Source organism: Desmonostoc muscorum LEGE 12446 (assembly GCF_015207005.2).
GTDB lineage: Bacteria > Cyanobacteriota > Cyanobacteriia > Cyanobacteriales > Nostocaceae > Nostoc > Nostoc muscorum.
Genome location: NZ_JADEXS020000001.1, coordinates 8,429,397 through 8,443,671 on the forward strand (window position 1 = coordinate 8,429,397; position 14,275 = coordinate 8,443,671).

Genomic DNA, 14,275 nt, shown 5'->3' on the forward strand with positions numbered 1-14,275 from the left:
TCTACTAAAAGTTTTTTAAATTTTGTCAAAGCCTGATTATTGCTGTAGCAATCGGTTCATCAGGTCACGATTGGCTGATATATCTTCACTCAAACCCTGAAGCGGATTTGATGACAAGCGTGCTAAAGCTGCTGAGTCCAACTCACCGTCGTACATCTGACCACTTGCCAATAAATTTTCAACAGCCGCAGTAGAAGGCAAATCGACCATTAAATGAAGGCGGGCTGAACCAGTGTTTAATGCTCCGTGAGGCACACTGTTATTAAATGCCCAAACTGTGCCAGCTTTTAGATGCAGAAACTTACCCAAGCAACACAATCGCGCCTCAGCGTTTGTTTGTAGTGGGATATGCAGGCGGTGATGTTCATCCCAATGAGTTGTATTATCGATGTGCAGTTTAATACAGGAATTAGCTGGACTCAGACCTATCCAAGCAAGAGAAACTGGAATAGGAAACCCATGATCTAGAAAATGTTTAAAAGCTGGGAGTTTGCTGAGAATCGGTGCGTCTACTCCCGCACCACTAATCATTTCATGACCAAGGTAGTTTCCAGGGGAACCTGCCCTTAGAATACAAAAAAACGTTCCTAAATGCCATTTCCACTGGCTAGAGAGCCAAGGCAAATCTACATTAGCAAGTTCAGCCACTAATGTCTCAGTATCGACAGACATGGGTAATTGTAAAAAACGGTAAGGTTTTGCGATCGCCTGAGAACTCTTTTGATGTCTGCGTTGGTACATTGTGGCACGAATCATTACTTGTTCTCCTTATATAGTTAGTTGTTGGCGGCTCAGAAATAAGCCGCCAGTTAGACGGAATTAATTAAAAGCCAAAGTTGATATCGGTTAGCGGTTCTTGTTCAAATTCAGTGACTAAAATTCCTTCTAACTCAACGTCAGACTGCTCTTTTACCTCAAATTGAGTCTCGGTAGAACTGTTGTTGATAACTGGGTTAGAAGTTTCTTCAGCAGCAGTGTTTTCAGTAACGATGGTGGAGTTTACTGGTGTAATCATGTGATTCTCCTTATGATTTACTTGGAAGAAGTTGTTAATTTAAGTGGTTGCAATAAGTGCTGGAGTTCTGCATCAGAAATGTAACCCTCGCGCGGTGGACTAAAGCACAACAAAGCCGTTTCGTAACAAGCAGTAGTCACTTGCACACGCTCTTGGGGAGTTAGTTTTGCAACCATCTCCACAGTTTCCTCGACATGAGCCACATCGCTACCTACTCCACTATGGAGGCGTAAACAACGAGTAGCGTTGATATCAGAGGGTAGTAAAGCTTGCACTGCTTGGATGTACTTATCTCCTACACTCATCGCTAGGCGTTCCATTGCATAGGAATAGCCAACGCAAGCAATCGGATCAGTTGTCTGTACACTCTGAGTGAAGTAATTCACCAAAGCGCTAGCAGTGGGAGGAACAAGCACCTTGACTACAGCCGAGGCTTTGTATCCCAGTGATTGAATATCCAGGAGGGCTAGTTGGTCATGTCCTCTTTCTTCAGCAGCTTTTTGTAATGCCCAATCAGCCAGCCTTGCACGACCGGCTAAGGCAAAACGTTGGGCGGCTTCTGCCATAAGGCGCGGGGTGGAATGGGTGAGATGATAGAGACTAGCTAGCCGCCATATCCAGCGAGTTAAAGTTAAGTTAGGTAACTTGTTATTTGCCAAGGCAGCTTTTTGTGCGACTTCTAAAGCTCCATCTAAAAGCTTGCGGGTTGTGACTATATTTCCTGGGTGATTCATGAGTTGAGCAAAGCGATCGCTACTCATGTCACCATTTAATTGATGTAGCCAAACCCGGTTGGTCGTTGCCACAATTACTTTGTCAGGTGCAATACAAGCCCATTCCATCTCAGTAGCAGTCTCTTCACTTCTTTGATAGTTCTAACTTACTCTTCAGGGCTATTGGCAGACATCGAATAAATGTCACGGTCAGACCATGACAAATGTCATTTCTATTGAGATCAAATCAAAAACCCATTCATATCATGTCCGGCTGATCAATGATTATGGGCGTGCATGTGTGCAGAAACTGCAAAATTCTCTCCTCTGCTACCCTGCGGCCTTAACGATCGGTCTTTTAGGGGCTTCCAACTAAAAAAATATACAACTTTTATTGTGCGGTGGGCGTCTCGCCCGCCCATAGACAATGGCGGACAAGATGTCCACCCCACAAGAGTAGATAATTTATTTCTTGGTAATCCCTTATCGGACACGATATTAGGTGTGTTTGTCAGCACCATTAGAAGTCAAAATATTTCTGATAAATACGTAGTGCATGGTAACAAAATGCAGTTGTAACTGTGCGGCTACTGTACCAAACTACCTGCCTGCCCCGATGTACGGTTGGGTAAAGGGCTTCATCAGTCCAACTGCCGTCATAGCGTTGGTGTTTTAAAAGATGCTGAATCCAGCTATGATTTAGCAAGGATTTAGCTAAAGGATGGCTCAGACAAGAGAGGATGAAAAAAGCAGCCTCTTGTGGGCTGGGAGAACAACGCTCAATTTCTTGTTGCAATCTCTGCAAAAGAATTGGTGTGACTTGTTGTATTTGAATCTGCACAGTCTTGCTGATTGGTTTGGTTTCCAGTTGAGTTAGTAGCTGAAAAAATCCCCATAAACAGTATGCTGGTTCGTAGTGAGATAAACCACTAAAGCCGGATTGAATCAGGCGCTGGCATAAATTTAAGAAAGAATTTTCAATTAATTTTTCGTAAGCAGACCAATCATAGGCAATCAGCCCCAACAAAGCATTTATTTCAACAGCTAGACAACTTTTACCCCATACTAGAAACCCTTGAGCATGGTCTATTCCCTGAGTTAACCAAACTGGAATTTCGCCAGAAGGCAAGATATTTTGTACTAGCCAACCTAAAGGGCGTTGCAATATAGCTTGATGTGTTTCTGGTTGAGCAGAATACTGATAAAGTCGCAGAAGCAATCCCAAATCATCAGTGTCGGGGGGTAGCCCATCTGTTTCGTAATAACAAAAATGATGACGTTCCAATAACTGAAAAATTTCAGCAACTTGGGAAGATAAATTATGACCGTGAGTGCTAAGGATTTCGACTATTAATCCCATCGGAAAAGCACGCGCCAGCACTTCTGATTTCTGAGGTAGTGTGAAGCGTTGAACATCCCAACTTTCCCGAAAGGTTAAATCTGATAATAAGTACTGTTCGGCTGCGGCGATCGCAACATTTAAACTATCAATATAAGGGATAAATGAATTACTGGAACTAGCAAGTGGTTTACCTAGATTTTTTAAAGAAAACAAAGCAATCAATTCATTTAGAACAACCTCCAGGCGATCGCAATACTGCAACCAACTTGGTAACATCAGTTGTTGAGCTAAGATTTTGGCTGTTTCCAGTTTCTCTAAGCATTCCTTACCAATAGTTGCAATTGCACCTGTGAGTATCATTGCACCCAGCAACTTCTCTGGCGTGGGTTTGGCTGAGAGGGGAATATCACCCGCCTGCATCACTCGCACAATGGGATAGGTATAACATCCCCGCATGATATCTCGCCGAATTGCCAGAATATCCCGGCGCATCTGGTGAATGTGGTTGAGACAGTTCATCAGTTGCAGCAAACTGGGGATTTGGTTGGTTCTGTCAATGGCGATCGCCGCAGCAATCACTGGTATATTAGCTGGTGAAAGTTGGGCTGTATGGTGCTGTAATAAGTCTGGTGTAAACTGATTAGGGGTTTTCTGGTGCTGCTGCATGGTTGCAACTGCGGTTTGATAATCAGCCCAGAGTTGCTGATTAAAAGACCAAAATTCACTATCTTCCCCTAAAATTTGCTGAAAATGAAATAGTGTCTGCTGTTGTAAAGCATCTACCAGAGAAATATCTGCAACATCAAAAAAACTAGCTTCATCCTGAATTTGTTCTTGCAGATAAACAGCAGCAAAATTGTAAAATGATGGAGGTAATAAATATTTTTCTAAGAGAAAACGCTGAGTATTGGCATGAATAAACCAGTCTTTCAACAACCAAATTGGCAGTGACAGCCAAGGGTAATCTCCATCTCGGCTGAGAATATCTTGCAAGCAGCCAGTCTCACCATACTGTACTGTTAAACTGTTTTTCAAAAGCAATGCCCGCCGAGACAGTGAGGATGGTAACTCAAGAAAAAACTGTTCTACAATTAGCCAAGCCTGTTCATCAATTGCTTGTTTTTCAATCATTAGCACCTCACAAGACTATTTTTGCTTGTAATACTGAAATGTAGATTCGGCACACCGACAGAAATTAAATCCGTTATTCAGTTATCAAAAAGGTTCGGGGTACAGGTATATAAATGAGCAAAACCCTTACATCCTTACCCCAAACTTTTTTGTGTTGCGTTTAAGACTTGTATATCATCCTAAAGCAGCGTGCAAGATATGAGTCATAACTCACACATGAGGTGGCACATAATTTGATACCGTAGCCGTCCCATCTGGCTTAATAGTGACAAGCCTATAGAGTCCAATTTTTTCGACTATTCTTGTCTTATTTTGATTAATTCGCATTTTCACCATATTTACATCCGACGGTAGTATATAAACACAATCGCTTTGCTTTGGAATTTGAAGCGTCCCATTAGGTAGCGGTACTGCGGCGAAATCAAAAACTCCACCGACAACAGTGTCTGACTGCTTGAAAAACTCCACTGTAATAGATGAGGAAGACAAATTTCTAATTGTTATACGTTTTGCTACTGAGGCAGTTCTCTTGGAAGGACTAGGCCCCGGATTGACTGCTTTTTTATTTTTTAAAGCATTCGCTAATTTCCGAAATTCTTGCTGATACGCCATCAGTGTATAGGGGCCAAAAAGAGTACATCCTCCTTCGTAATGCTGTTTATCATATTCCTCTTTAGTCGTAATATATAAGGAATAATCGTTAGCATACGCTGCCATAGCTAAATGTTTGATTCCAAAATCTTTCAGCTCATTCAAAACAGTCTCTTTTAAGCGTCTACCTGCCATAGTCGTAATCTCACCTGGGATGGCGGTCAATATCAGACTACCAATTTTTATGAGTTGCAACGGCAGAATATTAGGTGTGATAGGAGGATTCAACAAACCTGTTCTAAGTATGATTGGCTTTGGTAAATGTCCTTGAACAAAGTCTCGTTTATCTTCTGTTACACCAAATGTAGCAGCCATCGCACTAATTATTGCAAGTTGGGCAGCCCTTTCTGTTACAGAAATTTGATCTTTAGCTTCAATCAGACCTTCTCTAAGTTCAAAACTATCTATAGTGCCTATCACTGGCAATTCTATTTTTGGGATACTATCTTCTGTGCTACCTGCTGCAAAGGCCAGACCCAGCGCACCAGGCCATGTTCTCTTACCTGGTTGATTCTCAATCTTGATATTTGACATATCTACACGGGTATGTCGGAAACCAATTTCCCCTTGTAATTCTTCTGTGGCTGAGTCAAAAAGCTTTTTGGCCATATCGAATTGTTTTCGCCCGTGCAATTCCATGTGTGCTTTGTCGTCTGAACCATCAGGGATATAGCCAAACTCGACATTACCCGAAACATCACCACAATTTGAATTGGCAAATGCAGCAATAAATGTCTCTTTATTAGAGTAATTCGTACCTAATGCTTTCTCAAATAAATAAGAAGCATATCCTTTGTTATCGCCATTTATTACAGTAGTTTTCTGCCCTCTATCAGTTGGATGAATAGCATACCAATTTAACACCCCTATTGGTACTTCTTTTGTTTGGTTTACCCTCACAAACTTGAGCAATAGCATTTCCTTGTCAGTGTCAGAATTATATCTCTTCCGTTCCTCTGCTGGATTATTAAGATATGCTTCTTTAGATCGCTGTCTACCGCAATCTGCAATTATTCCTTTATTGATATAAATCTTACCGGGAGCGAGATTATTGAATGCCTTTTGGATAGATTTAACAATACCAGAAACCACACACTCAAAAGTATGAGTATCAAATCCGCCAGTAGCATATTCGTACAGTGCGCTATGGGAAAAGCCTCCTGGTCCACTGTGAGTATGAGTGCCACTAATTAAGACATTCTCTTCATTTAGTGACTGAAACTTTGGTTGAGATTTAAGACGTTTGATGACTGCTGTCTTTACTGCTTCGACACTTGCCCATATATCAGCAATTACGATGACTACAGGTTTCTTCAAATCTTTATCTGTAGCATCTGTAATGACAAAAGTTCTGGCATATAGCTTTGATTCAACTCCTCTAATTTTTTGGGATGGATCAGCCATACCTTGCATATTTTTTCCAATAGCTGGATCAGTGACTTCGGATATTCCTGTACCAATGTTGTAAACCATATTAACTCCTATTGTGTTCTTTGAGATTGTTAAGAAAGGTTAGAAAAGGCTCAGGCAAGCCTATGTGGTATGAATCGAATCAGGTCTAGATTGAGACTAAAGTATCAGTAAAGCCAAGCAATTCAAGGATTTTTTTTGAATTTATATCTTGATATTTGGTTGGCTCATGGATATTATTAGAATCGAAAATTATAGAATGATTAGAAGATTTAAATGAACTTTTGTACTGGCATTTATTCTCCTTATTAATTGATTTTAGGGCTTAAATTAATGATTTGATTTCTCATTGATTTAATTACCTTTAGTTTAGTTGCCAGTTAGAGATGTTCACATCTAATAAATGTCACGATGGAGCCGTGATATTTGTCATGATCAAAATATAAAAAGTTCAGAACAAAATAGCGCTAAGAAAAGTGTAAAAACTTACGGTTTTCTTAGCGCATCAAATTCATGTTGCTACTACACAAACAAAGTCCAGATGGTGCGTGGACTTCATAAAAATAACCCGCGCAGGCGGGTTTTGTCTGTGTAGCCAAGCCAGTGACGGGTACGTAGGGTGTTCCCCCCATGAGCAACTGGCGGGCAATTTCTAATTACCAGGGCAGAATTAAATGTCAAATTTAATTCTGATGTTGGATTTACGTATGTTCTTGGATTCGTATCAAGCTGCTTTATCTTGACCAAAGGCTGCTGCTAACTGCTGCATGGCTTGTATGTCTACTCCTTGGAGGGCTTCTAGTACTTCTGGTGTAGGCTCTACACCAACTTCTCGTAAGGTCGCTTCAGGGCTTTCAACCAGTCTCTGAGCGAAACTTTCATCAGATAGAACGCGACCAACAACTGCTTGCAAATCAGACATGATAATTCTCCTGAAAAACGCAAAATATGACCAATTTGATGCAAATTATACCAATTTAGAAATTTTGATGACAAACAACACTAATTTTCTAAAGAATTGCTACAGTCTATTTCCTGCTCTGCCATCTGTAGCAATTTTCAAGAAAATAGTCTTTAACTCCAGTAGTAAACCGTATCATGTTCTCGTGAGAGGGAGAGAAAACCGCCAATAGTGCGCCGTGGACGTTTACCAATAATCGGGCTGACTCTGTGGTAATATCTGCCACCATCAAATATCAGCATATCTCCAGGGCCAGGAGTAAAAGCCATGCTTGGATACCGTTCTACTAACTCAAACGCCTTAGTACCAGTGCGATAAGTTTTGCCGCCATTATTATGTCTATCTTTTGGTAAGAAAGGTGCGACATCATCGTATTCTAAGGAGTAGACAACCAACTCACCACCAGCCTCTGGAACGCTCAGAGGAATGAAGAAACTAATCTGGTCAGTGAGATCCACCATTGTTTGTAGGTGGTTGGCTTGAACTAAATGCAGAAATTCATTACCCACATGAATCCCAATTTCTCGACCTTCTGGTAGTACTCGAATTGTAGCGGAGGCATAGGTCTGTCCTTGAGGGCCTGTGGGTACTTTTACAGGTAAACCACCAGACAGATGTCGAAATGCAGATTCTATTTGAGTTTCAAAGTCAGGTTCTCCTTGAAATAGTAAGCGGCATTGTTTTCTAAAAGCAGCTGCGTGGGCAAAATATTCTTGCAAGTCAGGGTCACAGTTAATAATTGCTTGTCCCAGTAAGTAAGCATCTTTTTCGGCTGCATCAGGGAAAAGAATCCGCTCTATTCCTGCGTCTTCTTGTTCTAGAATTTGATTCACCCGCTCAACTGTATCGCGGGGAAATACTTCTCGAATAATCATGCCTTCAAATTTGCGATCGAGCATCATCGCTTGAATGGCATTTTTATATTGTTGAATTTCTGAAACATGAATATCTAAGAAGTTAAACAGTGTTTTTCCGGGGGTTTGTACTTTCGGCATAATTACTCCTTGAAAGTTGAAAATCAAAATTGAATGAATAAGTGTAAAACGCAATAATTTAATGCGATATCACATCACACAAATATGGAAGGGTGGAGATTTGGGATCTAATGCAACTAAGCGGAGTTCGCTGGTGTAGCGTTGACCTGCTGCATCTGTTAGCCAAAGTTGGTCAAAACTAGGTAACATTTCTGTAAGACAAAGGTAATATTCAGGGTTGGCTGTGACAGCTTGACGAGCAATTTTAGCTAGTAATTCACAGTAAACTGGACTGTTAAAGTCAATGTAGTAAGGTTTAACTTCGCTGGGTACTCTGGCAAAGACAAAGCGCGGTAACTCATAATCTTTTACCATTTGGCGAATTGCTAAATACTGTTCTGTCCGGTCTAGGGTATGGGCAAAGGCTAAATCTGCTAGTGGTAAACGCCAACTTTCTCGGACAACTACCAGTCTGTCAATTGTGACTCTGGGTGTGTGACTGGCTGGAGGTAAAATTGCCGGAAAGGACATACACAGATTGGACAGGGTGTAGCCAAAAAATTCGACGATAGGAAAGCAAATACGTTGGTCGCGGGTTTGAATTTGTAAACCTTCAGATGTCTCAACTACTACCAGTTCACCCAGCGTCACAGTCTTGGTATCAGGTATGCCAGGATGTCCGGCTTCGTAGGCAAAGCGAATATCTTGAGGTGGCACCAGTTCTAAAGCCAAGCGCTGAGTATTCCAATTTGGCGAGGGCAAAGGTGCTATTGTCGGTGTAGTAATGTCTTGCGCTCTCGCTGCCATTAACTCAGTTGGGTTGGGATGAGATGAAACAAAAACAGCGCGAGACAAGGTATTAAATAGATGCAGTTCACCTAAAACTAGCTGATATTCTCCTTGGTTGATGGCGTTGACACTGCTACCTGCAATCATCACATCTGGTGAACGATAGCGGGCTAATTGCCAACCAGCATGAGGGGCTGTAAAAGTATTTTCTACGGTTGATTTCAGGTCTGCGGCTTGGTAGTCAACTTGTTTTTGGTCTGGGGAGACTGCCAAAATTTCATTCCAGAATTTTTGTAAGTTGGCACGAGCAGAAGCAATTGGTGAGCTGTTTTCATCACGCAGCAAGGGCAGAGCTTTGAGTGAAAAGCTGTAAAAATCTACTTCAGTGTTGCCACAATTTTGTTTGAGTTCATCATAAATCTGTTTAAACAACGCTTGATAGCCTTCAGCGATTTGGTAGGTGTACCAGCGAGTGCTAGTCAGCAGCAAATCCAAAGGATTCCCTAATTCTGCTAACAAATCTGTCCCTAAAGTTAATTGAATATCTCTGCGGCAGTCTTCATAAATAATGGTGCGTCCGGCATAAGTTTTGCCAGCAGCGCGGGTTGCTGCTTGATTTGTTAATTTGGTGAAGGTAGCTTCTAAGTCAGCTAATGCCTGGGATAGTCTTTGAGTATTCCCAGCAGCTTGGATAACTTGATCTTTTGCTGTTTCTAGTTCACTTAACGCAGTTAAAGCAGATTTTCTTAAAGTGTTATCGCCAATTTGATTCAGCTTTTCTCGCAACAACTTTTCGGGGTACTGGCTTATTGGCACTTCCAAAGTCCAGCGCAAAGCCCCCAATTGGCAAAGCTTTTGTAGTTGGGCATAAACAGCAGCTTCATCGGAAAAATGTAGAGTTGAATTTTGCATTACTTGATGAGCAATAGTAACTGCTGTCTGTTTTCCATCACACAGTTGCAGCAATTCTACTTGTTCTTGTGAAAGGTGAATTACACTCTGCACACTAGCAGGCAACTTACCATCTCGGATTAAAGCAGCAATAGCTGGTAAGTGAAGTTGGTTGCCAGCTAAATAAACATTAGGTACAAGAGCAGGAGCCAACCAAGGACGTAGATTATTATTGACATTGAGGGTTTGAGCTAGAGTATTAATTGCCCAACTTTCTAGATATACTCGTCGGTCTGCCAGTAAGTCAGAGCCAGGGGTAAACTTGATTGCTGTTTCTTGTGAAGTTACTGTACCCCAACCAATTGGGCCAAAGAAACCGATAGAATCATTTTTTGTACAATAACGTTGCAGGTAATTAAATAATCCTCGAATCTTGTACCATAAAGATTGGTTTAAAGTGGTACACTGCTGTTTTAAAAAAGTTTGGATATGGTCAGCAAACTCCCGATTTTGCCATAGAAGTGCCTCCTGAAATTGGGAGTCAGAAAAGAGAATTTGCAGTTGATGGCAATTTTGAAGAAAACCAGATGCTAAAGATTCACTTAATGTTGTTTGGGCAGCTATCATCTGTAACCAAACTTTTCTAAATTGATTTACAGCAGGATGATCTAAATCAGGTAGTTGATGCTGACGTAACTTTTTTAAGGCTTTGGCTAGTGGTCGCCGTTCTGTTTTATCAAGATTTTTATATTCAACGTCCAAATTCTGTATTGCTATTAATCGAGCTTGGGCTATTTCTTCTCTCAATCGCAAGACTTCTTCTGCAAAGATATGGCAGTTACTCATTTCCAAAGATAGCAACAAATTAGCCGGAAATCCTGCTCCCCGCACACATACTGAGCGCCACAAAGTCCAATTGCTACCGGGTAATTCTATTTCATGTGGGGCAATTTTTGGTTTTTGAAGCTGATTACACATTTGAAGCATAAGTTTATAACTAATTCGTAATTTGTAAATAGTTGTGCAAAATAATTTATCTAGTTAGGAAAGTGAACAGAGAATGGGGAATAGAAAACAGTGAGAAAAGTTGTGTAATTAATTCTGTATAACTAAGTAGGAGGGCGGGAAAATTTGGAAGATTCGCTAAACTCTTGTTTGGGGAAATGTTGGGTTTCTTAATATTGGAAGATTTACTAAACTCGTTATTTTGAGAAATATTGAGTTTCCTGGCGTCAACTCAACCTACCAACTGCTAAATTGAGATGTTGCTGTATAAATTCTTCAATATAAAAGTTATCAGAATTTTTGAGGTCAAGATAAATCCAGTAAAATTGATAGTACATATACTGTGACTGGTTAGCAGCATACTGATTGTTAATTTGGTTAATCCCTGCTGTTCTCTGTTGCAGCTTTGCTACCAACTCATGGCTCAGTTTATTGCTTTGACATAATACCTCATTTGACTCTGCGTTGAATAACTTTTGATTAAGTTTCAGATGCTCCCAAAGAGTATTTTCAATCTGATTGTTAATTCGTAAACCTTGCCAGAAATTTCGATAAGTATTAACCGCCGTGTCTGGTGTACCAAACTTTATTGATAGATGAGTAATTACCTGTTCGAGTAAAGTTAGAAGTTGCTGTTGTTCAGCAGATGAGCGATAGCGTCTGATGGCTATTATTGCCAGTTGATTTGCCAGTTGTTCCTCATGCCACAGGTTATTACTAAATAAACCGCAGTCATGGCGTAAGGCGTGAGCTAGTTCATGGGCTATGGTATGAGGTAGCAATAAACGTGCTAGGGTGTATAGTTCCTCGTTTGTACCAAAACCATAAAGCGATCGCAATAGCAGTTGTCGTAGTTTTGTGGCTGACGAGATGTGATCTGGTAGTGACAGATAAATTTGCTTGTCTTGCAAATCGTAATAAGATAAAAACCCTGTTGTTGGGTGTAAACGAGTTGCTGGATTCACCTGGATACCGTATTCGGCATATTCCTGTTTGATTAAATAAAAATATTGTTGTGCTAAATCAAATAAATTAAATTCTAAATCAGCAGATTGTTCAGATTTCTGAGGTGCATTTATTGCCAACGTACTCATTATTTTCACCCCAAAACATTTAATAAATGGTTCATACTTTTGAAGCCTGTCATCACTTCATCCCGTTTGTAGAGAAACATTTGTTCGCGTTGGGTGAGATAATGACTTAAATCAGGACTATGTAAACTGATGGCTTGTTTTTGTAGTTCTGCCATCCAAGTTTGCAGTAATTCACAAGCCCAATTGAAACCGTAGCGCATCACCCAAACCGTGAGAGATTCCTGGGGTAACTTTTGACGTGCAGCTTCACACAAAAAGTAGGTTTTACTTTGATGTGCTGAGTCTTTCACCCAATCGAATAAATCATTACTCATCTGATGCCAGCATCCTAGTAAATCCACAAAATTTGACCAAGGTTGAATTAGTTCTGGTTGGTGATGGTAATAGCAAACAGCAGCGATGGGAATTTTGGCAGCACAGACTTTTTGGGCAGCGATTTGCTGAAAACGAGCTAAGTCAATATCTGTTTGGTGAGCATCTTCCATTGCTGATTCACCAGAACGAAACCAGACTTGGTGAAATAAATTCCAAAAGGTGTGGTTAGAGGGGAAATAATGATAATAGCTGTGTTGAAATTGGCTATGAAAGAAATTTAAAGCTGGTAGCAGTGATAGTGGTGTATCAGCATCACCATCCATCAAATTATCGATTAGGCGAATGTAATAATAACCGTTGGCAGTTGAGTAGGCGATCGCTGTTTGCAAAGCTTCATTTAGCTGGGGTTGTAGCGTTTTTTCCACCCACCAAGGCAATAAAAACATGGGAAAAGCTACGGGATGGAGAAAATAGTCCTCCATCTTAGCTGTACCAGACAGTTGCTGCATCCATTCACCAGCGTTTTTTGTCATGAAAGGAACCGAGGTCTGCATATTGTCATATATGCTACTGACTGCTTCGGCAACAATTACTTTTAACTGGGGATCATAGGAATCAAGCATAGTTAATCTAAATTAGGCTTAATAAGTTAGGCCAAGTAACAAGATTGCGATTAGCTGCTTAAAGTTGTTCTTGACTTGATAACTTGAGCTTAATTGGAAGCAGCCTCAGCAAACATCGAATAAATGTCACGATGAAACCATGACATTTGTCATGTCTTTTACGTAAAATGACAAAGCCACACAACGGATACCGGATATAGGTGCGATTAGCTCCGTTGAGAGTAATTGGCTATACAAAATAATCCCTACCCTCTGGGTAGGGATGATATGAGTTTATTGAAGTTTTTGTCTGTGCCTATAAGACTGAAGAATTAAGGCTGAACCAAGATAACCATTTAACTCCTGTTTTCGCATTGCCGTTGTGTTCTGTTAAATTTCCTACTCCAGATGATTGCCAGACTACTTGACCTGTTTCCATGATGAAATCATATTGCATCCAATAAGCAGCTTCTATAGTCTGTCTGCCATTTTTTAAGCCCAATTCCTGAGCGATAGGATGGCTGTCCAGATGATGCAGTACTAACTCATAATTTCCCTCGATTTGTCCACCACTCTGGAAATTCATAATCTTAGCAGATGCTTCAGCAATAGCTTGATAACAGGCTCGTCGCGGGTCTTGAATATCCCGAAATTGTTTCAAGAACACAATAGGAACTGTTTTCAAACTGGCTAAGTTCAATACTTTGACCAAACCTTCCCAGAAACTCCCAGCTTTGCCAACAATGCTGCGAATCATTAACTGTTCTAGGTATTGAGAAGCATCTTCAATCGTGTGCCAGTCATGCTGGTGGGGGTTATCTGTACCACTATCAACTCGCCGCACCTCCACCAAGCGATGCCATTCGGCTCTAGTGTCCGGGGCAAACTGTTTTAGCCCAATTGTATCTACAGTAAGTTGCTGTATCGGTTCCGTGATTTTAGGCAGCTGAAATTGACCAATGCTTTTGTGAAAGCCGAAAACTTCACGTCCTCCCGCCATTGCATAAGAGCTATCAACCCAGAGGTAAGGCATAAACCATACTAATCGTTGGGGAATGGCGACTCCAGCAATTCTCTTTACCGCTACCACTGGTACCCAAAATGCAATATCAATTTCGGGAATCCAACCAAGGGGACGTTCAACATCTAAGGGATAAACTGCACCCATATCACTAAAAGCCAGCAATACAGCAGAGGTGACGGGGCGGTATTCTAATTCACCATCACCAGAGATATTCAGATAGCGATCGCACATTTGTTGCAAGGCTTCAATATCAGCTTTTAGCCAAAAGCCATGCACTTGCACATTTTCATGGCGGCTGCGACCATAGTAAGGTACTTGTTCTCCCCCACGTTCAATATAAAGCGGATAATTCATAATT

At 40.9% G+C, this 14,275-nt stretch carries 11 protein-coding genes; all 11 read right to left on the reverse strand.

From position 1 onward, the window contains the following. Window positions 1-36: 36 nt before the first annotated feature. Window positions 37-756 (reverse strand): aspartyl/asparaginyl beta-hydroxylase domain-containing protein, encoded by a 720-nt coding sequence (locus tag IQ276_RS34590; protein ID WP_193913059.1) that lies wholly within the window; start codon window positions 754-756, stop codon window positions 37-39. Window positions 757-823: 67 nt separating this feature from the next. Further along, complete coding sequence (locus tag IQ276_RS34595; RefSeq protein WP_193913061.1) at window positions 824-1,015, reverse strand: hypothetical protein; 192 nt, start codon at window positions 1,013-1,015, stop codon at window positions 824-826. A gap of 17 nt (window positions 1,016-1,032) precedes the next feature. After that, the gene (locus IQ276_RS34600; protein WP_309245630.1) at window positions 1,033-1,821 is read right to left on the reverse strand and encodes an iron-containing redox enzyme family protein; all 789 of its coding nucleotides are present in this window, start codon (window positions 1,819-1,821) and stop codon (window positions 1,033-1,035) included. Between the two features lie 427 nt (window positions 1,822-2,248). After that, on the reverse strand, window positions 2,249-4,201 hold the full coding sequence (locus IQ276_RS34605; protein WP_193913065.1) for a hypothetical protein: 1,953 nt from the start codon (window positions 4,199-4,201) through the stop codon (window positions 2,249-2,251). 210 nt (window positions 4,202-4,411) lie between these two features. Continuing rightward, window positions 4,412-6,325 carry a neutral/alkaline non-lysosomal ceramidase N-terminal domain-containing protein gene (locus IQ276_RS34610; protein WP_235116236.1) on the reverse strand — a complete coding sequence of 638 codons (1,914 nt, stop codon included), beginning with the start codon at window positions 6,323-6,325 and terminating at the stop codon, window positions 4,412-4,414. Window positions 6,326-6,986: 661 nt separating this feature from the next. Next, window positions 6,987-7,184: an Os1348 family NHLP clan protein gene (locus IQ276_RS34615; RefSeq protein ID WP_193913069.1), complete on the reverse strand. Its 198-nt coding sequence runs from the start codon at window positions 7,182-7,184 to the stop codon at window positions 6,987-6,989. 152 nt (window positions 7,185-7,336) lie between these two features. Further along, complete coding sequence (locus IQ276_RS34620) at window positions 7,337-8,218, reverse strand: 2OG-Fe(II)-dependent halogenase WelO5 family protein (RefSeq protein ID WP_193913071.1); 882 nt, start codon at window positions 8,216-8,218, stop codon at window positions 7,337-7,339. A gap of 69 nt (window positions 8,219-8,287) precedes the next feature. Continuing rightward, complete coding sequence (locus tag IQ276_RS34625; RefSeq protein WP_193913073.1) at window positions 8,288-10,855, reverse strand: lantibiotic dehydratase; 2,568 nt, start codon at window positions 10,853-10,855, stop codon at window positions 8,288-8,290. A 254-nt stretch (window positions 10,856-11,109) separates the two neighbouring features. Continuing rightward, on the reverse strand, window positions 11,110-11,976 hold the full coding sequence (locus IQ276_RS34630) for an ImmA/IrrE family metallo-endopeptidase (RefSeq protein WP_193913075.1): 867 nt from the start codon (window positions 11,974-11,976) through the stop codon (window positions 11,110-11,112). A gap of 5 nt (window positions 11,977-11,981) precedes the next feature. Further along, window positions 11,982-12,914 carry a class 1 isoprenoid biosynthesis enzyme gene (locus IQ276_RS34635; protein WP_193913077.1) on the reverse strand — a complete coding sequence of 311 codons (933 nt, stop codon included), beginning with the start codon at window positions 12,912-12,914 and terminating at the stop codon, window positions 11,982-11,984. 295 nt (window positions 12,915-13,209) lie between these two features. Beyond that, window positions 13,210-14,271, reverse strand: coding sequence for an acetoacetate decarboxylase family protein (locus tag IQ276_RS34640; protein WP_193913079.1), 1,062 nt, complete (start codon window positions 14,269-14,271; stop codon window positions 13,210-13,212). Window positions 14,272-14,275: the final 4 nt, after the last annotated feature.

Excerpts from the sequence above, each read along its gene's own strand:
- IQ276_RS34590 (WP_193913059.1), bottom strand. The coding sequence starts at position 756 with ATGATTCGTGCCACAATGTACCAACGCAGACATCAAAAGAGTTCTCAG.
- IQ276_RS34595 (WP_193913061.1), bottom strand. The coding sequence starts at position 1,015 with ATGATTACACCAGTAAACTCCACCATCGTTACTGAAAACACTGCTGCT.
- IQ276_RS34605 (WP_193913065.1), bottom strand. The coding sequence starts at position 4,201 with ATGATTGAAAAACAAGCAATTGATGAACAGGCTTGGCTAATTGTAGAA.
- IQ276_RS34610 (WP_235116236.1), bottom strand. The coding sequence starts at position 6,325 with ATGGTTTACAACATTGGTACAGGAATATCCGAAGTCACTGATCCAGCT.
- IQ276_RS34615 (WP_193913069.1), bottom strand. The coding sequence starts at position 7,184 with ATGTCTGATTTGCAAGCAGTTGTTGGTCGCGTTCTATCTGATGAAAGT.
- IQ276_RS34620 (WP_193913071.1), bottom strand. The coding sequence starts at position 8,218 with ATGCCGAAAGTACAAACCCCCGGAAAAACACTGTTTAACTTCTTAGAT.
- IQ276_RS34625 (WP_193913073.1), bottom strand. The coding sequence starts at position 10,855 with ATGTGTAATCAGCTTCAAAAACCAAAAATTGCCCCACATGAAATAGAA.
- IQ276_RS34630 (WP_193913075.1), bottom strand. The coding sequence starts at position 11,976 with ATGAGTACGTTGGCAATAAATGCACCTCAGAAATCTGAACAATCTGCT.
- IQ276_RS34635 (WP_193913077.1), bottom strand. The coding sequence starts at position 12,914 with ATGCTTGATTCCTATGATCCCCAGTTAAAAGTAATTGTTGCCGAAGCA.
- IQ276_RS34640 (WP_193913079.1), bottom strand. The coding sequence starts at position 14,271 with ATGAATTATCCGCTTTATATTGAACGTGGGGGAGAACAAGTACCTTAC.